Source organism: Geodermatophilus sp. URMC 65 (assembly GCF_053502545.1).
The window spans coordinates 3,863,582-3,884,075 of the sequence record NZ_CP199954.1 but is presented as its reverse complement, the minus strand read 5'-3'; the positions used below and the strand labels follow the sequence as shown (position 1 = coordinate 3,884,075).

22 protein-coding genes are annotated in these 20,494 nt (G+C 76.3%); 4 read left to right on the top strand and 18 right to left on the bottom strand.

What is annotated here, in order from left to right:
* Positions 1 to 23: 23 nt before the first annotated feature.
* From smc to ACWIX7_RS18770, 12 genes are all read right to left on the bottom strand, one after another.
* Positions 24 to 3,590, bottom strand: a complete 3,567-nt coding sequence (gene smc / locus ACWIX7_RS18825; protein WP_448617940.1) for a chromosome segregation protein SMC — start codon at positions 3,588 to 3,590, stop codon at positions 24 to 26.
* 86 nt (positions 3,591 to 3,676) lie between these two features.
* Positions 3,677 to 3,868, bottom strand: a complete 192-nt coding sequence (locus tag ACWIX7_RS18820; RefSeq protein WP_448617939.1) for a hypothetical protein — start codon at positions 3,866 to 3,868, stop codon at positions 3,677 to 3,679.
* Positions 3,869 to 4,017: 149 nt separating this feature from the next.
* Positions 4,018 to 4,296, bottom strand: a complete 279-nt coding sequence (locus ACWIX7_RS18815) for an acylphosphatase (protein WP_448617938.1) — start codon at positions 4,294 to 4,296, stop codon at positions 4,018 to 4,020.
* A 55-nt stretch (positions 4,297 to 4,351) separates the two neighbouring features.
* On the bottom strand, positions 4,352 to 5,254 hold the full coding sequence (gene mutM / locus ACWIX7_RS18810; RefSeq protein WP_448617937.1) for a bifunctional DNA-formamidopyrimidine glycosylase/DNA-(apurinic or apyrimidinic site) lyase: 903 nt from the start codon (positions 5,252 to 5,254) through the stop codon (positions 4,352 to 4,354).
* 6 nt (positions 5,255 to 5,260) lie between these two features.
* Entirely contained in the window at positions 5,261 to 6,103 is an 843-nt protein-coding gene (rnc, locus tag ACWIX7_RS18805; protein WP_448617936.1) for a ribonuclease III, read from the bottom strand.
* Between the two features lie 17 nt (positions 6,104 to 6,120).
* Positions 6,121 to 6,300, bottom strand: coding sequence for a 50S ribosomal protein L32 (rpmF, locus tag ACWIX7_RS18800; protein ID WP_091212451.1), 180 nt, complete (start codon positions 6,298 to 6,300; stop codon positions 6,121 to 6,123).
* Between the two features lies 1 nt (position 6,301).
* Positions 6,302 to 6,925, bottom strand: coding sequence for a YceD family protein (locus ACWIX7_RS18795; RefSeq protein WP_448617935.1), 624 nt, complete (start codon positions 6,923 to 6,925; stop codon positions 6,302 to 6,304).
* Between the two features lie 263 nt (positions 6,926 to 7,188).
* Positions 7,189 to 7,878 (bottom strand): hypothetical protein, encoded by a 690-nt coding sequence (locus ACWIX7_RS18790; protein WP_448617934.1) that lies wholly within the window; start codon positions 7,876 to 7,878, stop codon positions 7,189 to 7,191.
* A 228-nt stretch (positions 7,879 to 8,106) separates the two neighbouring features.
* A complete protein-coding gene (gene coaD / locus ACWIX7_RS18785) occupies positions 8,107 to 8,595 on the bottom strand; it encodes a pantetheine-phosphate adenylyltransferase (RefSeq protein ID WP_448617933.1) in 489 nt (162 codons plus the stop codon).
* Complete coding sequence (gene rsmD, locus ACWIX7_RS18780; RefSeq protein ID WP_448617932.1) at positions 8,592 to 9,137, bottom strand: 16S rRNA (guanine(966)-N(2))-methyltransferase RsmD; 546 nt, start codon at positions 9,135 to 9,137, stop codon at positions 8,592 to 8,594. Before rsmD ends, coaD begins: the two co-directional genes overlap by 4 nt.
* Before the next feature lie 22 nt (positions 9,138 to 9,159).
* Entirely contained in the window at positions 9,160 to 11,331 is a 2,172-nt protein-coding gene (recG, locus tag ACWIX7_RS18775) for an ATP-dependent DNA helicase RecG (RefSeq protein WP_448617931.1), read from the bottom strand.
* A gap of 11 nt (positions 11,332 to 11,342) precedes the next feature.
* Complete coding sequence (locus tag ACWIX7_RS18770) at positions 11,343 to 12,953, bottom strand: DAK2 domain-containing protein (RefSeq protein WP_448617930.1); 1,611 nt, start codon at positions 12,951 to 12,953, stop codon at positions 11,343 to 11,345.
* Positions 12,954 to 13,128: 175 nt separating this feature from the next.
* Here ACWIX7_RS18770 and rpmB point away from each other — a divergent pair, with 175 nt between their 5' ends.
* Positions 13,129 to 13,320 (top strand): 50S ribosomal protein L28, encoded by a 192-nt coding sequence (gene rpmB, locus ACWIX7_RS18765; RefSeq protein ID WP_012950027.1) that lies wholly within the window; start codon positions 13,129 to 13,131, stop codon positions 13,318 to 13,320.
* Positions 13,321 to 13,500: 180 nt separating this feature from the next.
* Here rpmB and ACWIX7_RS18760 read toward each other — a convergent pair whose 3' ends face one another.
* The 3 genes from ACWIX7_RS18760 to ACWIX7_RS18750 are packed head-to-tail and all read right to left on the bottom strand — an operon-like array spanning position 13,501 to position 15,657.
* Positions 13,501 to 14,133, bottom strand: a complete 633-nt coding sequence (locus ACWIX7_RS18760) for a cytidylate kinase-like family protein (RefSeq protein WP_448617929.1) — start codon at positions 14,131 to 14,133, stop codon at positions 13,501 to 13,503.
* A complete protein-coding gene (locus ACWIX7_RS18755; RefSeq protein WP_448617928.1) occupies positions 14,130 to 14,639 on the bottom strand; it encodes a GNAT family N-acetyltransferase in 510 nt (169 codons plus the stop codon). Before ACWIX7_RS18755 ends, ACWIX7_RS18760 begins: the two co-directional genes overlap by 4 nt.
* Positions 14,623 to 15,657 (bottom strand): thiamine-phosphate kinase, encoded by a 1,035-nt coding sequence (locus ACWIX7_RS18750; RefSeq protein WP_448617927.1) that lies wholly within the window; start codon positions 15,655 to 15,657, stop codon positions 14,623 to 14,625. The genes ACWIX7_RS18755 and ACWIX7_RS18750 overlap by 17 nt, the downstream gene beginning before the upstream one ends.
* Before the next feature lie 92 nt (positions 15,658 to 15,749).
* Here ACWIX7_RS18750 and ACWIX7_RS18745 point away from each other — a divergent pair, with 92 nt between their 5' ends.
* Both ACWIX7_RS18745 and ACWIX7_RS18740 read left to right on the top strand, forming a co-directional pair.
* Positions 15,750 to 15,983, top strand: a complete 234-nt coding sequence (locus ACWIX7_RS18745) for an Lrp/AsnC ligand binding domain-containing protein (RefSeq protein WP_448617926.1) — start codon at positions 15,750 to 15,752, stop codon at positions 15,981 to 15,983.
* Between the two features lie 77 nt (positions 15,984 to 16,060).
* Positions 16,061 to 16,612 (top strand): DUF3515 domain-containing protein, encoded by a 552-nt coding sequence (locus ACWIX7_RS18740; RefSeq protein ID WP_448617925.1) that lies wholly within the window; start codon positions 16,061 to 16,063, stop codon positions 16,610 to 16,612.
* 8 nt (positions 16,613 to 16,620) lie between these two features.
* Here ACWIX7_RS18740 and ACWIX7_RS18735 read toward each other — a convergent pair whose 3' ends face one another.
* Together ACWIX7_RS18735 and ACWIX7_RS18730 are read right to left on the bottom strand one after the other, a co-directional pair.
* Positions 16,621 to 17,268, bottom strand: a complete 648-nt coding sequence (locus ACWIX7_RS18735; RefSeq protein ID WP_448617924.1) for a hypothetical protein — start codon at positions 17,266 to 17,268, stop codon at positions 16,621 to 16,623.
* Positions 17,265 to 18,416: a D-alanine--D-alanine ligase family protein gene (locus ACWIX7_RS18730; RefSeq protein WP_448617923.1), complete on the bottom strand. Its 1,152-nt coding sequence runs from the start codon at positions 18,414 to 18,416 to the stop codon at positions 17,265 to 17,267. The genes ACWIX7_RS18735 and ACWIX7_RS18730 overlap by 4 nt, the downstream gene beginning before the upstream one ends.
* Before the next feature lie 89 nt (positions 18,417 to 18,505).
* Between ACWIX7_RS18730 and ACWIX7_RS18725 the strand changes: the two genes are divergently transcribed.
* The gene (locus ACWIX7_RS18725) at positions 18,506 to 19,258 is read left to right on the top strand and encodes a CDP-alcohol phosphatidyltransferase family protein (protein ID WP_448617922.1); all 753 of its coding nucleotides are present in this window, start codon (positions 18,506 to 18,508) and stop codon (positions 19,256 to 19,258) included.
* Positions 19,259 to 19,337: 79 nt separating this feature from the next.
* Here ACWIX7_RS18725 and ACWIX7_RS18720 read toward each other — a convergent pair whose 3' ends face one another.
* Positions 19,338 to 20,489: a cystathionine gamma-lyase gene (locus tag ACWIX7_RS18720; RefSeq protein WP_448617921.1), complete on the bottom strand. Its 1,152-nt coding sequence runs from the start codon at positions 20,487 to 20,489 to the stop codon at positions 19,338 to 19,340.
* Between the last annotated feature and the right edge of the window lie 5 nt (positions 20,490 to 20,494).

Genomic DNA, 20,494 nt, shown 5'->3' with positions numbered 1-20,494 from the left:
TGGCCGGGGAGGGAGGTCCTCGATCAGGCGGGTTCGGCCTCGCGCAGTCGCTGACTGATGACGCCGGTGATGCCGTCGCCGCGCATGCTCACGCCGTAGAGCGCGTCGGCGATCTCCATCGTCCGCTTCTGGTGCGTGATGACGATCAGCTGCGAGGTCACGCGGAGCTGCTCGACGAGGGTCAGGAGCCGGCCGAGGTTGACGTCGTCGAGGGCGGCCTCGACCTCGTCGAGCACGTAGAACGGCGAGGGCCGGGCCCGGAAGATGGCCACGAGCAGCGCGACGGCGGTCAGCGAGCGCTCGCCGCCGGAGAGCAGCGAGAGCCGCTTGACCTTCTTGCCCGGCGGGCGGGCCTCGACCTCGACGCCGGTGGTCAGCATGTCCTCGGGGTCGGTGAGGTGCAGCCGGCCGTGCCCGCCCGGGAAGAGGACGGCGAAGACCTGCTCGAACTCCCGCTGCACGTCGGCGAAGGCCGAGGCGAAGACGTCGTGGATCCGCCCGTCGACCTCGCGGACGACGGTGAGCAGGTCGCGGCGGGTGGCCCTGAGGTCCTCGAGCTGCGTGGCCAGGAAGCCGTGCCGCTCCTCGAGCGCCGCGAACTCCTCCAGCGCCAGCGGGTTGACCTTGCCGAGCGTGGCCAGGTCGCGCTCGGCCTTCGCGGCGCGGCGTTCCTGCGCGGCCCGGTCGTAGGGCACCGGGTCGGGCTCGGGCTCGCCGGCGTCCTGCGCAGCTGCGAGCTGCGCGGGGGTGGGCGGTACCGGGGCCGCAGGACCGTACTCGGCCAGCAGGGTGGCCAGGTCGACGCCGTACTCCTCGGCGGCCCGGTCCTCCAGCGCCTCGATGCGGTAGCGCTGCTCGGCACGGGCCACCTCGTCGCGGTGCACCTCGTCGGTCAGCCGCTCCAGCTCCGCCGTGGCCGAGCGGACGGCGGCGCGCACCTCGAGCAGCTCGGCCTCGCGGGCGGTCCGCGCGCGAGCGAGCTCGTCGCGCTCCGCGGCCGCCCGCTCCAGGGACGTCGCCAGCGCGGTCAGCGCCGTCTCCGCGCCGGACCGCACGCGGGCGGCGACCTGCGCACCGCGCTCGCGAGCGACGCGGGCCGCGGCGGCGCGCTCGCGGGCGACCCGCTCCTGGCGGGCCTGCCGGCGGAGCGACTCCGCGCGCCCGGACAGCGCCCGGCCCCGCTCCTCGGCGGTGCGCACGGCCAGCCGCGCCTCGGTCTCGGCCTGCCGGGCCGCGGCCGCCTCCAGCCGCAGCCGATCCCGCTCGGCGGGGTCGGGCTCCTCCTCGACCGGCGCGGCCTCGGCCTGGGCGAGCCGCTCCGCCAGCCCGGCGAGCGCGGTCTGCGCCTGCTCGAGCGCCTGCTCGGCGCGCACCCGGGCGGCCGCGGAGCGCTCGGCCTCGGCGGTGGCCGACCGGGCGGCCGCGCCCAGCTCGGCCAGCTGCGCGGCGACGGCGGAGCGGCTGCGGTCGGCGGCCTGGCGGGCGGCCAGGGCCTCGTCGACGTCGGCGGAGCGCGCGCGGGCGCTCTCCCGCGCGGCGGCCAGCCGGTCGGCCAGGTCGGCGGCCCGCGCGGACGCGGCGGCCAGCTCCCGCTCGGCGTCGTCCACCCGGGCGCGGACCTCCAGGCCCGACGGCGCGTCGGCCTGGCCGCCGACCGACCAGTCCGAGCCGACCAGGTCACCGTCCGCGGTCACCGCCCGCACCCGCGGGTGGCGGCCGACGAGGGTGACGGCGACGTCCAGCGAGGGCACGACGGCGACGCGGTCCAGCGCGCGGTCCAGGGCGGGGTGCAGCTCCTCGGGGGCGTCGACGAGGTCGCGGGCCCAGCGCACGCCCTCGGGCAGCTGCGGCCAGCCCTCGCGCGGCAGCGCGGGCAGGCCGCCGGTGACCAGCAGCCCGGCCCGGCCGCCGTCGACGTCCTTGAGGTGGGCGAGCGCGGCGGCGGCACCGGCGACGGAGTCGACGACGAGCGCGTCGGCCATGCCGGCCAGGGCCGCGGACAGCGCGACCTCGGCGCCGGGTGCGACGGTGACCCGCTCGGTCACCGGGCCCAGCACGCCCGGCAGCCCCGCGGCGAGCACCGCGGCCGCACCGTCGGCGGGGGACAGCCCCTGGGCGAGGGTGTCGCGCCGGGCCTGCGCGGAGGCCCGGTCGCGCTCGGCGGCCCGCTCGGCGGCGACCAGCTCGGTCACGGCCTTCGCGGCCTCGGCGTGCGCGGCGACGGCGTCCTGGTGCGCGGTGACGAGGGCGACGTCGCCGTCCTCCTGCTCGGCGACCGCCTCGCGGCGCTCGGCCAGCCGCTCGGCGGCGACCTCGGCGCGGTCGGCGGCCTCACCGGCGGCCAGCGCCAGGCGCTCGATCTCCGACTCGCCGGCGGCGACGTGGGATCGGGCGGCGGCCACCTGGCCGGAGAGCCGGGCCAGGCCCTCGCGGCGGTCGGCCAGCGCGCGGGCGGCGGCGACCCAGGCCCGCTCTGCCTCGGCGAGCGCGGCCTCGACCTCGGTGCGGGCGGCGACGGCGGCGGCCAGCCGGCCGCGCTCGGCCTCCAGCCCGGCGGCGAGCTGGGCCTCGGTGGCGGCGACCCGGTCGGCCTCCGCCTCGAGCTGGTCGGGGTCCCGGCCGGCGGCGGCCGCGGGCGGCGCGGCGGAGAGGTGGCGGTGCCGCTCGGCGGCCAGCTGCGCGATGCCGCGGAAGCGCTCGGTGAGGGCGGAGAGCCGGTACCAGGTGTCCTGGGCGGCGGCCAGCAGCGGGGCGTTCGCGGCGAGGTCGCTCTCCAGCGCCGACTCGCGCGCCGAGGTCCGCGCCAGGTCGGCCTCGACGACGGTACGCCGCGCGCGGGCGGCGGTCTCGTCGGCGACGTCCCTGTCCAGCGCGTCGCGCAGCTGCACCAGGTCGTCGGCGAGCAGCCGCAGCCGCGCGTCGCGGAGGTCGGCCTGCACGCCGGCCGCGCGGCGGGCGACCTCGGCCTGCCGGCCCAGCGGCTTCAGCTGGCGGCGCAGCTCGGCGGTGAGGTCGGCCAGCCGGTCGAGGTTGGCCTGCATCGCGTCGAGCTTGCGGAGCGCCTTCTCCTTGCGCTTGCGGTGCTTGAGGACGCCGGCCGCCTCCTCGATGAAGGCGCGGCGGTCCTCGGGGCGACCGGACAGGACGGCGTCGAGCTGGCCCTGACCGACGATGACGTGCATCTCGCGGCCGATGCCGGAGTCGCTGAGCAGCTCCTGGACGTCGAGCAGCCGGACCTTGTCCCCGTTGATCTCGTACTCGCTCTCCCCGGAGCGGTACATCCGCCGGGTGATCGAGACCTCGGTGTAGTCGATCGGCAGGGCGCCGTCGGCGTTGTCGATGGTGAGGGTCACCTCGGCCCGGCCGAGGGCCGGGCGGCCGGCGGTGCCGGCGAAGATGACGTCCTCCATCTTGCCGCCGCGCAGGCTCTTGGCACCCTGCTCGCCCAGGACCCAGGCGATGGCGTCGACGACGTTGGACTTCCCGGAGCCGTTGGGGCCGACGACGGCGGTGATCCCCGGCTCGAGGCGCAGGGTCGTCGCGGACGCGAAGGACTTGAAGCCCTTGAGCGTCAGGCTGGAGAGGTGCACGACAGCGGGTTACCTGCCCGGCGGTCGGCCCCTCTGCAGGGTCCCGTCGCGAGCCTGGGAGTGGCGGGGGGCAGAGGGGTCCTTCTTCAGGCGAGCGCGGGCTCGGCGTTGTCGCCGGCCAGGCTCAGCAGCTCGTGCGCGATGGCGGCGTCGCGCTGGGCGCGCAGCTCTTCCAGTTCCTGCTCCAGACGACGCACCTTGGCCCGCAGGACGGCGTTCTCCTCGGCTACTCGGAGTTCCGCGGGGGCGACGACGTGACCGAACAGGGCCTTGGCCATGGCAACAACGGCCTTTCGACTGCGTGAGGGGATGACCTGCGCCCCGTACGACGGTCGGCGCGGTCTGTGTGTTCCCAGGGTGACAGGCCCGGACACGCAGGTCAACGGGCACACTCCAACGCTCCCGTGTCGGAGAGGTGTCACGTTCGTCACGCCGTCGTGAACCCGGTGCTCCCCTCGACCGGCTGGTCCCGGACGTCGACCCGCGTCACCGCGCCGGGCGCCCGCGGGCCCTGCAGGTCGGCCAGGACGGCGTCCACCGCGGCGTCCGGCCCCTCGAGGACGACCTCGACGCGCCCGTCCGGCAGGTTGGTGGCCGAGCCGGCCAGCCCCGCCGCCTCGGCCCGGCCGCGGACGAACCAGCGGTAGCCGACGCCCTGCACCGAGCCCGAGACCAGGGCGACCGCGCGCCGCGTCACGACTCCCATGGTCCGCTCCCGCGGGGCGCTCCGCTCCTCGTTCACGGCTCCCGCCCCTGTCCGCTCACGAGCGACGGGCTCTCGGGCGCGGCTGGCAGCGAGGGCAGCTGTAGCTGGAGCGGTTCATGAACGACTCGCGCACGATCGGCGTCCCGCAGCGCGGACAGGGCCGGTCGGCCTGGCCGTAGACGGCGAGGTGCCGGGAGAAGTAGCCGCTCTGCCCGTTGACGTCGACGTAGAGCGAGTCGAAGGAGGTGCCGCCCTGGGCGAGGCTCTCGGTCAGCACGTCCCGCACCCCCTCCAGCAGGTCGGCGACCTGCGCCCGGGTGAGCCGGTCGGTCGGGCGGTTGCCGTGCAGCCGGGCCCGCCACAGCGACTCGTCGGCGTAGATGTTGCCGACCCCGCCGACCAGGGTCTGGTCCAGCAGCGCCCGCTTGACCTCGGTGCGCCGGCGGCGCAGCGCCGCGCTGAACGTGTCGGCGTCGAAGCTCTCGTCGAGCGGGTCGATCGCGATGTGCGTCAGCCGGCCGGGGATCTGCTCAGCAGTGGCTCCGCCCGCCCCACCGCCCCCGGCGCACTCCTCCACCGCCAGCCCGCCGAACGTCCGCTGGTCGACGAAGCGCAGCTCGCGGCCCCCATCGGTGAAGGTGAAGCGGGCACGCAGGTGCGTCTCGTCGGGCTGGGAGGGCTTCTCGACCAGCAGCTGGCCGCTCATCCCCAGGTGCCCGACGAGCGCCTGACCGGCGGGCGTGCCGTCGGCCTCGGCCAGTGGCAGCCACAGGTACTTGCCGCGGCGGTGGGCGGCGGTCAGCGTGCGTCCGGTCAGCGCGGCGACGAAGTGGTCGACGCCCCCGAGGTGGCGGCGCACGGCACGCGGGTGGCGCACCTCGACGGCGGCGACGGTGCGCCCGGCGACCCAGCGCTCCAGACCGCGCCGGACCACCTCGACCTCGGGCAGCTCTGGCACGGCGGCTCAGCTCGCTCCTGACCCGGCCGGCACGGTCGCACCGTCCGGTGCCGCGCCGTCGGCTCCCTCGCCGTCCGGGCCGGCGCCGTCGGACAGCGCGCGCCAGGCGGCCTCTGCGGCCTCCTGCTCGGCGGCCTTCTTGGTGCGCCCGGACCCGCGGCCGTGGACGGTGCCGGAGAGGACGACGGCGGCGGTGAAGGTCTTGGCGTGGTCGGGACCGGTGTCCTCGACCACGTAGGTCGGCGAACCGAGGCCGAGCCGGGCGCCCAGCTCCTGGAGGCTGGTCTTCCAGTCCAGGCCGGCGCCGCGGGTGGCGGCCTGGTCGAGCAGCGGGTCGAACAGCCGGTGCACGATCACCGCGGCGGCCTCCAGGCCCAGCCCGACGTGCACAGCGCCGATGAGCGCCTCCACCGCGTCGGCGAGGATCGAGTCCTTGTCCCGGCCGCCGGTGGTCTCCTCGCCGCGGCCCAGCAGCAGGTGCGGGCCCAGGCCGCCGTCCCCGAGCCGGCGGGCGACGCCGGCCAGCGAGGTCATGTTGACCACCGAGGCGCGCAGCTTGGCCAGCCGACCCTCGGGCAGCTCGGGGTGGCGCCGGTAGAGCTCGTCGGTGACGACCAGCCCGAGCACCGAGTCCCCGAGGAACTCCAGCCGCTCGTTGGTCGGCAGCCCGCCGTGCTCGTAGGCGTAGGAGCGGTGGGTCAGCGCCAACGCCAGCAGGCCGCCGGGCAGCTCGACACCGAGGGCGTCGAGAAGCCAGGCGGCCGCGCGGTCGGCGTGTGCCACACCCGCCGGGGAGCGGCCGGCGGCCCCGCCCGGAGCGGGCTGGGCACTGGTGACCGTCGTCCCCACGGCTGGTCCTGCCGGCGTCAGACCGAGAGGACCTGACGGCCCGCGTACTGCCCGCAGTTCGGGCAGGCCTGGTGCGGCGGCTTGAGCTGACCGCAGGCCCGGTTCGGGCACGGCGTCAGGGTCGGCGCGGAGGCCTTCCACTGCGAACGCCGGGCACGGGTGTTGGCGCGGGACATCTTCCGCTTCGGGACGGCCACGTCAGTTCTCCTCTGGGTTGTCCGCAGCGGGGGTGCCCGGTGCGGAGGCGAAACGGCCGGCGAGCCCGGCCCAGCGCGGGTCGAGCTGCTCGTGCGTGTGGTCGGCGGGCAGGTCGTCGAGCCGCTGCCCGCAGTCGACGCACAGGCCGGCGCAGTCCTCCGTGCAGGTCGGCGCCAGCGGCAGGCTCAGGACGACGAGGTCGCGGACCATCGGCTCGAGGTCGATGTGCTCGCCCTCGACGCGGCGGACCTCGTCCTCCTCGCTGGTGGCCTCGGTGGTGCTGCCCTCGTAGGCGAACAGCTCCTGGACGTCGAGTTCGAGGGTGTCCTCGATCGGCTCCAGGCAGCGCGCGCACGAGCCGGTGACGGGGACGTCGACCTCCCCGGAGACCAGCACGCCCTCCATGACCGACTCCAGCCGCAGCCGCAGCCGGACCTCGGCGCCCTCGGGGACGCCGATGAGCTCGACCCGCCAGTCGGCGGGCGTCGGGAGCGAGCGCTCGATCTCCTGCATCGAGCCGGCGCGACGGCCGAGCTCCCGCAGGTCCACGAACCAGGGATTGGCGGCGGGACGCCGGGCGTCCGTGGACGCGGCGCCTGGGCGGGGCAGCGGTGCGGCAGGCATGTCAGTACTCGCGGTAGGCATCGGGGAGGTGGCCGGCCGGGGTGCGGGGACCTCCGGCGATCGGACCAGGGACCCAGCCTACCCGATGGGGAGCGACACCGTTCCGGAGTGCAGGTGCCCCTCCCGCGTCCCGCCCCGAGCCTGGTGACGGCCCGGGACGGCCCCGCGTCAAGGCCCCGGCCCCGTCCCGGGCACCGCCCCGAGCGCGCGAGGGGTGGGGAGGACGGGGTCCTTCCACGAGGGATGGGGGACGCGGGGTCCTCCTACTCGCGGAGGTTGGCCCGTGCCTTCTCGACCGAGCGCAGCATCCGCTCCAGCGTGCCGCCGAAGTCGGCCAGCCGGCTGTCGACGTACTCGTCGACCTCGGTGCGCATCCGGGCGACGTCCGCCGCGGTCTGCGCGCCCAGCTCGTCGGCGCGGACGACCGCGCCCCGGTAGACCTCGGTCTCGCTGATCAGCCGCTCGTGCTCGGCCTGCGCGGCCGCCAGGATCTCCGCCTGCTGGGCCTGCCCGTCGGCGATCAGCGCCTCGCGGTGCCGGCGGGCCTCCTCGACGATCTGCTGGGCCTCCTCCTCGGCCTGGGCGAGCAGGTCCTCGGCCTCGGCCTGGGCGCGGGCGAGCAGGTCGTCGCGCTGCCGGCGGGCCGTGCCGAGGATCTCCTCGCGCTGCCGCCGGGCCGCCCCGACCACCTGCTCGGTCTCGCTGCGGATCCGGCCGGTCAGCCGCTCGGCCTCGGCCTGCGCCTGCTGGAGGATCTCGGTGCGCTGCTCGACGATCGCGCCGGCCTTGTGCACCTCGGCGGGCAGGTTCTCCCGGAGGTCGTCGAGCAGGTCGAGCAGGACGTCGCGGGGCACCATGCACGAGCCGCCGGACATCGGCACGCTGCGGGCGTTCTCGATGACGCTGCTCAGCTCGTCGACGGTCTCGTAGAGCCGGTAGACGACCTCGGTCACAACCCCTCCTCGCTGGCGCTCGTCGGCGCTGCGACCGGCGGTGCTGCGTCCTCGCGCGACCTCGCGAGCTCGGTCACGTCCCCTCCTCGCTGGCGCTCGTCGGCGCTGCGACCGGCGGTGCTGCGTCCTCGCGCGACCTCGCGAGCTCGGTCACGTCCCCTCCTCGCTGGCGCTCGTCGGGAGGCGTGCCCGGCGGTGCCGCGTCCTCGCGCCACCTCGCGAGCTCGGTCACGTCCCCGTCCCCTGCTCCCGGTGCGCGGTGAGCCGCTCCTGCACGACCTTGGGGACCAGCCCCGAGACGTCGCCGCCGAAGGTGGCGATCTGCTTCACCAGGCTGGAGGACAGGTGCCCGACCTGGGGGGCGGTGGGCACGAAGAGCGTCTCCACGCCGGCCAGCTCGCGGTTCATCTGCGCCATCTGCAGCTCGTACTCGAAGTCGCTGACCGCGCGCAGCCCCTTGACGATCACCGGGATGTCGTTGTCGCGGCAGTAGTCGACGAGCAGGCCCTGGAAGCTGTCGACGGTCACGTTGGGCACGTCGGCGACCGCGTCGCGCAGCAGGGCCATGCGCTCGTCGACGCTGAACAGCCCGGCCTTGCCGGGGTTGACCAGCACGGCGACGACGAGTTCGTCGTAGAGCGCCGCCGCCCTGGTGATGACGTCGACGTGGCCGTTCGTCACGGGGTCGAACGACCCGGGGCAGACCGCTCGCCTCACGGACAGCGACCGTACCGGAGCACGGCCTCGCCGTAGCGGCGTTCGCGCAGTCCGTGCAGCGGTGTCGGCCACTCGAAGGGCGCCTCGCGGCTGGAGCGCTCGACGACGACCACGGCGTCCTCGGCCAGCCACTCCCCGGCGACCAGCGCTTCGAGCACCCGGACGACCTCGGGCAGCGGCGTGGCGTAGGGCGGGTCGGCGAGCACGACGTCGAAGCGGGCCGGCGGCGGCCCGGCGACCACGGTGGGCACCGAGCCGGACACCACCCGTGCGCCGGGCAGGCCCACCGCGTCGATGTTGGCGCGCAGCACCGGCAGCACCCGCGGGCCGTTCTCGACGAACACCACCTGGGCCGCGCCGCGGCTGAGCGCCTCGAGCCCCAGGGCGCCGGAGCCGGCGTAGAGGTCCAGGACGGCGGCGCCCTCGAGGTCGGTCAGCGTCGAGAGGCTGTTGAACAACCCCTCCCGGGCGCGGTCGCCGGTGGGCCGCACGCCCGACGGCGGCACCCTCAGCCGCCGTCCTCCGGCGGTGCCTGCGATCACCCGCGTCACCCGCCCGCCTCCCTCACGCCTTCTCGAGGTACTCGGCGCGCTCGTCGGTGGCCAGCGCGGCCACCTCCATCGCCAGGCCCGGGTGGTCGGCGAGACCGCGGTCGGTCTCCAGCAGGGCGGTGGCCTCGGCGCGCGCCTCGGCGATGAGCTCCTCGTCCTCCAGCAGCGACAGCAGCTTGATGCCCGAGCGGCGGCCGGACTGGGCGGCGCCGAGCACGTCACCCTCGCGGCGGGTCTCGAGGTCCAGCCGGGCGAGCTCGAAGCCGTCGGAGGTGCCGGCGACCGCGGCCAGCCGCTGCCCGGTGGCCGAGGTGGTGGGCGCCTCGGAGACCAGCAGGCACAGCCCCTGGTGCTTGCCGCGGGCGACCCGGCCGCGCAGCTGGTGCAGCTGGCTGACGCCGAAGCGATCGGCGTCCATGACGACCATCACGGTGGCGTTGGGCACGTCGACGCCCACCTCGACGACGGTGGTGGCGACCAGGACGTCGACCTCGCGGGCGGCGAAGGCCCGCATGGTCGCCTCCTTGGCCTCCGGCGTCATCCGGCCGTGCAGGACCTCCAGGCGCAGCCCGGCCAGCGGCCCCTCGTGCAGCTGCTCGGCGACGTCGAGGACGGCCAGCGGTGGACGGCGGCCCGACCCCTCCTCGGCCGGGGCGCCGTCGGCGTCGTCGGGCTCCTCCTCGGTGGCGGCGTCCTCACCGATGCGCGGGCAGACGACGTAGGCCTGGCGGCCGGCGGCCACCTCCTCGCGCAGCCGCTCCCAGGCGCGGTCGAGCCAGGCCGGCTTGTCCCGGACCGGGACCACCGAGCTGGCCACGCCGCCGCGCCCACCGGGCAGCTGGCGCAGCGTGGAGGTCTCCAGGTCGCCGTAGACGGTCATCGCGACCGTGCGCGGGATCGGCGTGGCGGTCATGACCAGCACGTGCGGGGGCCGGTTGCCCTTGGCCCGCAGCGCGTCGCGCTGCTCGACGCCGAAGCGGTGCTGCTCGTCGACGACGACCAGGCCGAGGTCGGCGAAGTCCACGCCGGCCTGCAGCAGCGCGTGCGTGCCGACGACGATGCCGGCGCTGCCGTCGGCGACCGCGGCGCGCCTCTCCCTCCGGGCGGCGGTCTTCTGCGAGCCGGTGAGCAGCACGACGCGGGTGCCGGCCGGGTCGCCGTCCAGCTCGCCGGCGCGGCCCAGCGGCCCGAGCATCGCGCTGATGCTGCGCGCGTGCTGGGCGGCGAGCACCTCGGTGGGGGCCAGCAGCGCGGCCTGCCCGCCGGCGTCGACGACCTGGGCCATGGCCCGCAGCGCGACGACGGTCTTGCCCGCGCCGACCTCGCCCTGCAGCAGCCGGTGCATGGGCTGCTCGCGGGCGAGCTCGGCGGCCAGCTCCTCCCCCACCTGGCGCTGGCCCTCGGTGAGCGCGAAGGGCAGGCCTGAGTCGATGGCGTCCAGCAGCCCGCCGGACCGCCGGGGACGGGCCACGCCGGGTTCCAGCGCGGCAGCGCGGCGGCGGGCGGCGAGCGTCAGCTGGAGGGTGAGCGCCTCGTCCCACTTGAGCCGGTGCTCCGCGCGCTCGACGTCCTCCTCGGAGGTGGGCCGGTGGACGTCGAGCAGCGCGGCCGGGAGGCTCGCCAGCCCGTGCCGGGCGCGCAGCTGCTCGGGCAGCGGGTCCTCGACGAAGCCGAAGCCGCCGGAGGCGTCGAGCAGCAGCCGCACCGAGCGCTGGATCACCCAGCTGGAGACCTCCTTGCTGGCCGGGTAGATCGGGATGAGCGCGCGGGCCCAGTCGACGTCGTCGTCGTCCCCGGTCATCAGGTGGCAGTCGGGGTGGGCGAACTGCAGCCTGCTGCGGTACTCGCTGACCGTGCCGGCGAACAGCCCCCAGGCGCCGGGCACCAGGCGGGCGTGCCGGTGGTTGAAGAAGACCAGCTTCATCGTCCCGGCGCCGTCGCCGACGGTGACCTCGGTGAGGGTGCCGCGCCGCTGCCGCATCGGTCGGCTGTCGACCGACCGGACCTGGGCCAGCACGGTCACCCGGTCGCCGACCTGCAGGTCGTCCAGGCGGACCATCTCCCCGCGCTTGGCGTAGCGGTGCGGGTAGTGCCGCAGCAGGTCGCGGACGGTGTGCAGACCCAGCGACTCCGCCATCGCCTTGGCGGTCTTGGCACCGAGTACCCGATCCAGCCGGGTCGTCATCCCGACGGCCACTACTCCACCCCCACCTGCAGCCCGATCCCCTCGGGCGCGCCGTCGTAACGGGTCACCTCGACCGTCGGGTGGGCGCCCGCCAGGTGCGCGCACACGGCGTCGGCGAGGGCACCGTCGGCGCCGGCGACCAGGGTGACCAGCTCCCCGCCGGCCGACAGCATGCGGTCGAGCAGCTCGCAGGCGACCGCGGCCGGCTCCGCGCCGATCAGCAGGACGTCGCCCTCCGCCGAGCCCAGCACGTCACCGGGCGCGCAGCGACCCGCGCTGGTCAGCGCCTCGTGCTCGGCGACGGTGACCTCGGCCCAGCGGGTCGCCGCGGCCGCCTCGGCCATGGTGATGACGTCGTCCCCGAAGCGGCGGACGGGGTCGGCGACGGCGAGCGCGGCCAGGCCCTGGACCGGTGAACGGGTCGGGACGACGGCGACGTCGCGCCCCTCCTCGCGGGCGCGCTCGGCCGCGCGGGAGGCCACGGCCGTGACCGTCGGGTCGTTGGGCAGCACGACGACGCCGGCCGCGCCGGACCCCAGGACCGCGGCGAGCACGTCGTCCTCGGCCACCCCGTCCGGCCCGCAGGGGACGACGGTGGCGCCCTCGTCGGTGAACAGCTCGGCGAGCCGGCCGTCGGGGACGATCGCCACGACCGCCCGCGCGTCGGGCGCCGGCGCCGGCGGGCGCACGGGGGCGAGCGGGGTGACCGAGATGCGGTACGGGCGGCCCGCCTCGATGCCGGCCTCGATCGCGGCGCCGACGTCGGCGACGTGCACGTGCACGTTCCACTCGCGCCCGCCGGGGGTGTCGACGCCGACGACGACGAGGCTGTCGCCGAGGGCGGCCAGCCGCTCGTGCAGCCGCGCCACGGCGGCCTCGTCGCTGTCGGCCAGCAGGTACTGCACCTCGCTGCCCGGCCCGGCCGGCGGCTGGTGCGGCAGGTCGTCGTGGTCGTGGGGGTGCCCGCGCTCGGGCCGGCGGGCCAGCGACGGGCGGTCGGGCTCGACACCGGTCACCGTGGTCACCAGCGCGTCGAAGACCAGGCACAGCCCGGCTCCCCCGGCGTCGACCACGCCGGCGTCGCGGAGCACGGCCAGCTGCCCCGGCGTCGCCTCGAGCGCAGCGCGGGCGCCGTCGGCCGCGGCCCGCACGACCTCGCCCAGGGCGGCGCGCCCGGCGGCGACCGCGGCGACCGCCGCCTCGGCACCGGCCCGCGCGACCGTGAGGAACGTCCCCTCCTCCGGGTCGGCGACCGCGCCGTAGGCCGTGTCGGCGGCCTTCTGCAGGGCCGCGGCGAGGGTCGGCCCGTCGGCCGGGGGCTGCCCGGCGAGCTGGTCGGCCAGCCCGCGCCACAGCTGGGCGAGGATGGTGCCGGAGTTGCCGCGGGCGCCCAGCACCGCGCCGCGGGCCAGCAGTGCCCAGGCGGACCCGGTGCCTCCCTCCCCCGCCTCGTCGAGCGCGGACGCGGCGGCCTCGGCGGTGGCCAGCAGGTTCGTGCCGGTGTCCCCGTCCGGGACGGGGAAGACGTTGAGGTCGTCGATGCGGCCGCGGGCCGCGGACAGGGCGGCGACCGCGGCCCGGCACCAGTGGCCGACCGCGGCGTCGTCGAGCGCCGGCAGCACGGCCGGAGGGTACCCACGCGGACCGACGACGCCGGGTGCACGACCGGGCGGAGGCGTGGTCCGGCCGACCTCCGCGACGTCTCCGCCGAGGACCGGTTAGACTCTCCGTTGGTCTGTGTGCGGGCGCGTCGGCGTGCCGCCGTCCGTGAAACGAATTCTCTGGGAGTGATCCACCGTGGCTGCCGTGTGCGATGTCTGTGGCAAGGGGCCCGGTTTCGGTATGTCGGTGTCGCACTCGCACCGGCGGACGCCGCGCCGTTGGAACCCGAACATCCAGTCCGTGCGGGCGCTCGTCGCCCCGGGCAACCGTCGCCGCATCAACGCCTGCACCTCGTGCATCCGCGCGGGCAAGGTCGTCCGCGCCTGAAAGAGGACCCCGTCCTCCCCACCCTTCGCACGCTCAGGGCGGGACCCGGGACGGGGCCACCCTGCTCCCCGCCACTCGCGAACTCGCGGCGGGACCCTGCAGGGGGCCGTTCGCCATGCGGAGCCCGGAGGTCCTCGGACCTCCGGGCTCCGTCGCGTTCCGGTCTCCCACGGCGGGGCCTCAGCCGATGCCGCGGGCGCGGGCCGCCTCGACCACCAGGTCGACCACCGTCTGCTGCGGCAGTGCCGTGCTGTCGATCACGAGGTGGTAGATGCGCGGGGAGGTCGCGTCGACGCGGTAGGACCGTCGCACGTACCCCTCGCGCGCCGCGTCGTTGGCCCGCAGCTCCCGCCGCACCTCGTCGCGCGGGCGTCCGGTGCGCGCCACCACCGCGTCGAGCCGCCGCTCCTCGGGTCCGTCCAGGCGGACGTGCAGCGCGTCGGGCCGGTCTCCGACCACCAGCGCGGCGGCCCGGCCGAGGACCACCCCGCCCTGTCCGTCGGCGATCTCGCGCACCACCCGCTCGGTCTGCAGGCGGAACGTCCGCTCGTCGAGCTGCTCGGTCACCGGCACGACGCCGCCCATCGGGTCGGGCATGGTGCCCAGCGAGGCGACGATCCGCCACAGCCCGCGGGCAACGTTCTCGTCGTTGGCCTCCGCCTCGGCCAGCGGGACGCCGAGCCGGCCGGCCACCTGCGCGGGGATGGCGCGGTCGTGGAAGACCAGGCCCAGCCGCGCCGCGACCGCCGGACCGACCAGGTCACCGCCGGCGCCGTAGGAGGCCGAGATCGTCACCACTCCGGCTCCGTTCACCGCTCCTCCTCACCGGTCAGCCGCTTGCCCAGGAACACCGCTCCGGGCAGGCCGGCGTACACGCCGTACCCGGGTGCAGAGGTGTAGCCGAGTGCGGCGTACAGCGCCAGCGCCTCGGGCTGCCGGGACCCCGAGTTCAGCACCACCGACCGGGCGCCCGCCGCGGCCGCGCTGTCCTCGATCGCGGCCATGAGCAGCTGCGCCAGGCCCTGCCGACGGAACTCCGGCGCCACGTACACGCGCTTGACCTCGGCCACGCCGGGCGCGTGCACCCGCCAGCCGCCGCACCCCGCGGGGACGCCGTCCACCTCGGCCACGAGGAACAGCCCCTCCGGGGGCTCGAACTCGGCCGGGTCGACCACGGCTTCGTCGGGCCCGCCGTAGCGGGTCACGTACTCCTGCTGCACGCGGTCGACGAGCTCGCGGGCCAGCGGGTCGTCGTAGGGCACCGCCCGCAGCACCACCGGGCGGCCGTCGGCCAGCCGGGTGTCAGCGGAAGTGCGCATGACCGGTCCCCTCAGCCCCGACGGCCGCGGCGACCGCCTCGGCCGGCTCGCCGTCCACGCGCACCCCGGGTTCCCCCTCGCGCACCGAGCCGATCTGCGCCCAGCCCTCCGGCAGGTCGGCACCGGCCGGGAAGGTGGCCAGCAGCGCGTGGTCCTCGCCGCCGGTGAGCACCCAGGCCATCGGGTCCCCGCCGAGGGCGGCCGCGACCTGCTGCAGCGGGCCGGGCAGCTCGAGGGTCGCCCGGACCAGAGCGGCCCGGTCGACGTCGACGAGCACGCCGCTCGCCTCCGCCACGTGGCCGGCGTCGGCGAGCAGCCCGTCGCTGACGTCGCACATCGCCGTCGCGCCGGCCTCGGCCGCGGCCGGGCCGGCCGCGTACGGCGGCGCCGGACGGCGGTGCGCGGCCACCGCGGCGGCCGGGCTGGTGAACCCGCGGCGCAGCACGGCCAGGCCGCACGCCGACCAGCCCAGCCGGCCGGTCAGGGCCAGCACGTCGCCGGGCCGGGCACCCGAGCGCAGCACCGGCGCCCGCCCGCCCAGGTCGCCCAGCGCGGTCACCGACAGGACGACGCCCCCGCTGTCCGGGGCCGCGGACACCGTGTCGCCGCCCACGACGGCCGCTCCCAGCGGCGCGCACTCCTCGGCCAGGCCGGCGGCCACCCCCTCCAGCCACGTGGTCGGGGTGTCCGGCGGGCAGGCCAGGCCGACCAGCAGTGCGGTCGTCACCCCGCCCATCGCGGCCACGTCGGCGAGGTTGGCCGCCGCCGCCTTGTGCCCGACGTCCTCGGCCGACGACCAGTCACGCCGGAAGTGCCGGCCCTCGACCAGGACGTCGGTGGTGGCGACCACACGGCCGTCGGGTGCCCGCAGCACGGCCGCGTCGTCGCCGGGCCCGACCTCGGCGACCCGCGCGACGCCGGACCGCGCGAGCACGCGCGCGATCACGCCGAACTCGCCGACGACCCGCACGCTGTCGGCGGGGTCGTCGCGCGGGACCAGCGGGCGAGGACGAGTCACCGGCCCCTCCAGCTCACTGAGGTAGGTTGCGCAACTGTCCGCCCACCGGCGCGGACGCCGCACCCGCAGCGCCAGCCGAGGAAAGGTCTCCCGTGGTCCACGCCTACATCCTCATCCAGACCGAAGTCGGCAAGGCCGCCCAGGTGGCGTCGAGCATCAGCGAGATCGCGGGTGTCACCAAGGCCGAGGACGTCACGGGCCCCTACGACGTGATCGTCCGGGCCGAGGCCGAGACCGTCGACGAGCTCGGTCGGCTGGTCGTCGCCCGCGTGCAGTCGGTCGACGGCATCACCCGCACGCTGACCTGCCCCGTCGTCAACATCTGAGCACCCTGACCGAGAACCCCACCCAGGAACCCGGTCCGCCGCCGCGGCCGTCCCGGCCGGACGACCCGCTGCGGCGGGTGGCGCTGGTCGTCACGGCCGTCGTCCTGCCCCTGGTGGTCGTGCTGCTGGTGCTCACCCGCGTCCTCGGTGGGGACGACGCCGGCGACCGGGCCGACGACGCGGTCGCCGACGTCGGGGCCACGCCGGCGCCCGAGCGGGCCGACCTGCCGCCGCTGCCGGTGGAGGTGCCGCCGGTGACCCCGGAGGCCGACGCGAACTGCCCGGCGCTCATGGGCGCCCTGCCGCTGGAGCTGGCCGGCGAGCAGTCCCGCCCGGTCCGGTCCGACTCCCCCTACGCCTACGCCTGGGGCGAGCCGCCGGTGGTGCTGGTCTGCGGCGTCGAGCGGCCCGCCGCGCTGGAGCCGACGTCCCCGCTCATCCAGGTCAACGGCGTCGAGTGGCTGGTCGACACCACCGACCCGGACAGCATCGTCTGGACCGCCGTCGACCGGGCGGTCTACGTGCAGGTGACGGTCTCCGCCGACACCGACTCCGCACCGGTCACCGCCCTCGGCCCGGTCATCACCGGGACGCTCCTCGCCCAGCCGGTCGACGCCGGCGGCGGCTGAGCCGCGCCTCAGGACGGGGGGAGACGCTCCAGCTGGGCCGCCACGACGGCCCGGACCTCCGCGGTCGCCGACTCCACCGACCCGGAGACGGCGGTGACCGTGACGCTGAACGCGCCCCGCGCGCACCAGGCGAGGGCGGCCGGCGCGCCCACCCCGGCCGCCGGGGCACCCTCGTCGAGCTGCAGCAGCCGGCACCCCGCGGGCAGGTCCGGCGGGTCCTCGCGCAGCAGGCCGCCGTAGACCTCGGCCTCGTGGGCGGCCAGGTCCGCGGTGAACGCCGCGGCGCCGTCGGTCGTCTCGAACTGGTGGGCGGCGACGGTGGTCAGCGGTCCGGAACCCGCACCCCAGTAGCGCTCCCACCCGAAGCGGTAGCCGTAGTCGTCGAGCACCTGGCGCTCGCGGACGGCGTCCTCGGCGTAGCCGGCGACGTCCTCGACCAGCTTCTGCCCCGCCGGCGGTGAGAGGGCGTCGTCGGGCACGCGCAGCAGGCCGGAGGGCACGTCGGGGACGAGGAGGGCCTCGAGCTGCCGGGGCGTGTCCGGTGTCGCCGCGGCCGGTGCGGCGGCCGCGCCGCCGTCCGTCGAGGTGGCGCAGCCGGTCAGCAGGGCCAGCAGCAGCGCCAGCCCGCCGCGCCCGACGGCCGCCACCGGGTTCACGCCCGGGTGCCGTCCAGCGTCGGGTGGCCGGCGGCGGTCGGCGCGTCGGCGAGGGCGACCTCGACCAGCCGGTCCACCAGCGTGGCGAAGTCGACGCCGGAGGCCGCCCACATCCGCGGGTACATCGAGATCGGCGTGAACCCCGGCATGGTGTTCACCTCGTTGACCACGAGCCGCTCGGCGCCGTCCGGGCCGGTGCCGAGGAAGAAGTCGACCCGCGCCAGGCCGCGGCAGTCCATCGCCAGGTACGCGCGGCAGGCCGCCTCCTGCACCGCCCGGGTCTGCTCCGGTGTGAGGTCGGCGGGGACGTCGAAGTCCGCGGCGTCGTCGAAGTACTTGGCGGCGAAGTCGTACCAGTCGGTGCCCGGGTGCAGCCGGATCTCCGCCGGGAGGCTCGCCTGCGGCAGCCCGCCGCCGGGCGTGGCCAGGACGCCGCACTCGATCTCCCGCCCCGGGACGGCGGCCTCGACGACCACCTTGGCGTCGACCGCGGCGGCGGTGGCGACGGCCTCGGGGAACTGCGCCCAGTCGGTGACCTTCGTGATCCCGATGCTGGAGCCGGCCCGCGAGGGCTTGACGAACACCGGCAGGCCCAGGCGCTCCCGGGTGGCGGCGTCGAGCACCGCGGGGTCGGCCGACAGCGCCCCGGAGGGGTCGCGCAGCACCACGTGGTCACCCTGGGGCAGCCCGGCGGCGGTGAGGAGCTTCTTGGTGAACTCCTTGTCCATCGACGCAGCGCTGGCGAAGACGCCCGAGCCGACGTAGGGGACGCCGCTCATCTCCAGCAGCCCCTGGATGGTGCCGTCCTCGCCGTAGGCGCCGTGCAGCACCGGGAAGACGACGTCCAGGCCGATCCGCCCGCCCGTGCCGTCCAGGCGCTGCAGGCCGCGCCCGCTCGGGTCGCCGACCAGCGTCACCGGGGTCCCGCCGGCGACCTCCGGCAGCTCGCCGTCGACGATCGCCAGCCGCTGCCCCGGGTCGGTCAGCACCCAGCCGCCGTCGCGGGTGATGCCCACGGGGACGACGTCGTACCGGTCCGGGTCCAGCGCCGCGAGGACGGCCCCGGCGGAGACGCAGGAGATGGGGTGTTCCGCGCTGCGGCCGCCGAAGACGACCGCGATCCGCCGCTTGCCCGCCTGTCCGCTCATCGCGGCCGACCCTAGTGGAGGCCCTCCGCCGCGCCCGGACGACGGGCAGGACGGACCTGCCGCGCCCGGGTGTGGGAACCTCGACCTCGATGAACGCAGCCGGAACGGCGACGACCTCCCGCAGGCTGCGCCTGGCGGGGGGCGCCGTCCACCTCTACACCGCGATCGGCTCGGTGCTCGGGCTGCTCATCGTGCTGGCCGCGTTCGACGGCGACGCGGTGGCCGCCCTGTGGCTGGGCCTGGTGGCCCTCGTCGTCGACGGCACCGACGGGATGCTGGCCCGCCGGCTGCGGGTCAAGGAGACGATCCCCTGGTTCGACGGCGCCCGGCTCGACGACATCGTCGACTACCTCACCTACGCCTTCGCGCCGGTGGTGCTGCTGTGGACGACCGGGTCGCTGCCCGGCGGGGCCGTGGGGTGGGTCGTCGCCGCGCTGCCGCTGCTGGCCTCCTGCTACCAGTTCTGCCGGGTCGACGCGAAGACCGAGGACCACGCGTTCCTGGGTTTCCCGAGCTACTGGAACGTGGCCGCCTTCTACGCCATCGTCCTCGACCTGAGCCCGGCGGTCGTGGCCACGGTGCTCGTCGTGTGCTCGGTGCTGGTGTTCGTGCCGGTGCGCTACCTCTACCCGTCGCGGACGAAGGCGCTGCGCGGGCTGAGCCTGGCGCTGACGGCGGTCTGGCTGGTCGCCTACGCCGTCCTGCTGCTGCAGGTGCCCGACCCGCACCCGGTCGTGGTCGCGCTGTCGCTGGCCTACCTCGGGTACTACGTCGGGGTGAGCCTGTGGCTGACCGTGCGGGCGGCCCACCGCCGGCGGGGCGAGCTCGCCGCGGCCGCCTGAACAGAAGGACCACCCTTCCCCAGCGCCTCGCGCGCTCGGCGCGGGACCCTGAAGGGTGGCCGTTCCAGTACGTCACCTGCTACAGGACGTCGAGGGCCGCGTCCAGCGCGGTGGCGAGATCGGTGACCACGTCGGTGGTGTCCTCGATGCCGCAGGAGAACCGGACGAAGCCCGGCGGGACGGCGTCCCCGCCCCACTGGGCCCGCCGGTCCAGCGTGCTGTGCAGACCACCGAAGCTGGTGGCCGCCGCCCACAGCCGGCTGGCCGCGACCAGCCGTGCGACGGCGGCCTCGTCCGGCAGCACCGCCGAGACCACGCCCACCGGACGGGCCATCTGCCTCGAGGCCAGCGCGAACGAGGGGTCCTGCGGCCGCCACGGCCACCGGACGCCGGTCACCTGGGGATGGGCGGCCAGCAGCTCGGCGACGGCGCGGGCGTTCTCCGCCTGCCGGGTCAGCCGCAGGTCGAGCGTGGCCATCGAGCGGTGGCCCAGCCAGGCCTCGAAGGGCCCCGGGGTCGCGCCGGTGTGGTCCCGCCAGCTCTTCAGGCGCGCGTACACCGCGTCGTCGGTGGTGCTCACGTGCCCGAGCAGCAGGTCGCTGTGCCCGGTCAGCGCCTTGGTGTCCGCCCCGATCGTGAGGTCGGCCCCCAGGGCCAGCGGGCGCTGGCCCAACGGCGTGGCGGTGGTGTTGTCGACGGCGAGCAGCGCGCCGGCGTCCCGGGCCGCCTCGGCCACCGCGGTGACGTCGCAGACGTCGAGCTGCGGGTTGCTCGGCGTCTCCAGCATCACCAGGCGGGCACCCCGGAGGTCGCCGCGGGCGGCGGAGCCCTCGATCTCCAGCGTGGGGACGTACTCCACACGCAGGCCCAGCCGGTCCAGCTCCTCACGTCCCAGCAGCCGGGTCGTGTAGTAGCCGTCGGCGGGGAGGACCACCCGGTCGCCCGCGCTGGCGCAGGCCATGAGCGCGGCGGTGATCGCGGCCATGCCCGTCGCGAACGAGAGGCAGCGGCCACCGTCCAGCTCACCCACGGCCGCCTCGAAGGCCCGGAGGGTGGGGTGCTCGGTGCGCGCGTACGCGTCCGCCCCGTCGGCGCGCGGGGGCCGGTCCCCGAGGTGGAACGGCGCGGCGAAGACCGGCGAGGGCCGCAGCGGCGCGCCCGGCACGGGCGCCTCCTCACCGGCACGGACCGAGCGGGTGCCGTCGCCCCACTCCTCCGGAAGTTCGCTCACTCGCG

Excerpts from the sequence above, each read along its gene's own strand:
- ACWIX7_RS18820 (WP_448617939.1), bottom strand. The coding sequence starts at position 3,868 with ATGGCCAAGGCCCTGTTCGGTCACGTCGTCGCCCCCGCGGAACTCCGA.
- ACWIX7_RS18815 (WP_448617938.1), bottom strand. The coding sequence starts at position 4,296 with ATGGGAGTCGTGACGCGGCGCGCGGTCGCCCTGGTCTCGGGCTCGGTG.
- ACWIX7_RS18795 (WP_448617935.1), bottom strand. The coding sequence starts at position 6,925 with ATGCCTGCCGCACCGCTGCCCCGCCCAGGCGCCGCGTCCACGGACGCC.
- recG (WP_448617931.1), bottom strand. The coding sequence starts at position 11,331 with ATGACGACCCGGCTGGATCGGGTACTCGGTGCCAAGACCGCCAAGGCG.
- ACWIX7_RS18755 (WP_448617928.1), bottom strand. The coding sequence starts at position 14,639 with ATGCGCACTTCCGCTGACACCCGGCTGGCCGACGGCCGCCCGGTGGTG.
- ACWIX7_RS18730 (WP_448617923.1), bottom strand. The coding sequence starts at position 18,416 with ATGAGCGGACAGGCGGGCAAGCGGCGGATCGCGGTCGTCTTCGGCGGC.
- ACWIX7_RS18725 (WP_448617922.1), top strand. The coding sequence starts at position 18,506 with ATGAACGCAGCCGGAACGGCGACGACCTCCCGCAGGCTGCGCCTGGCG.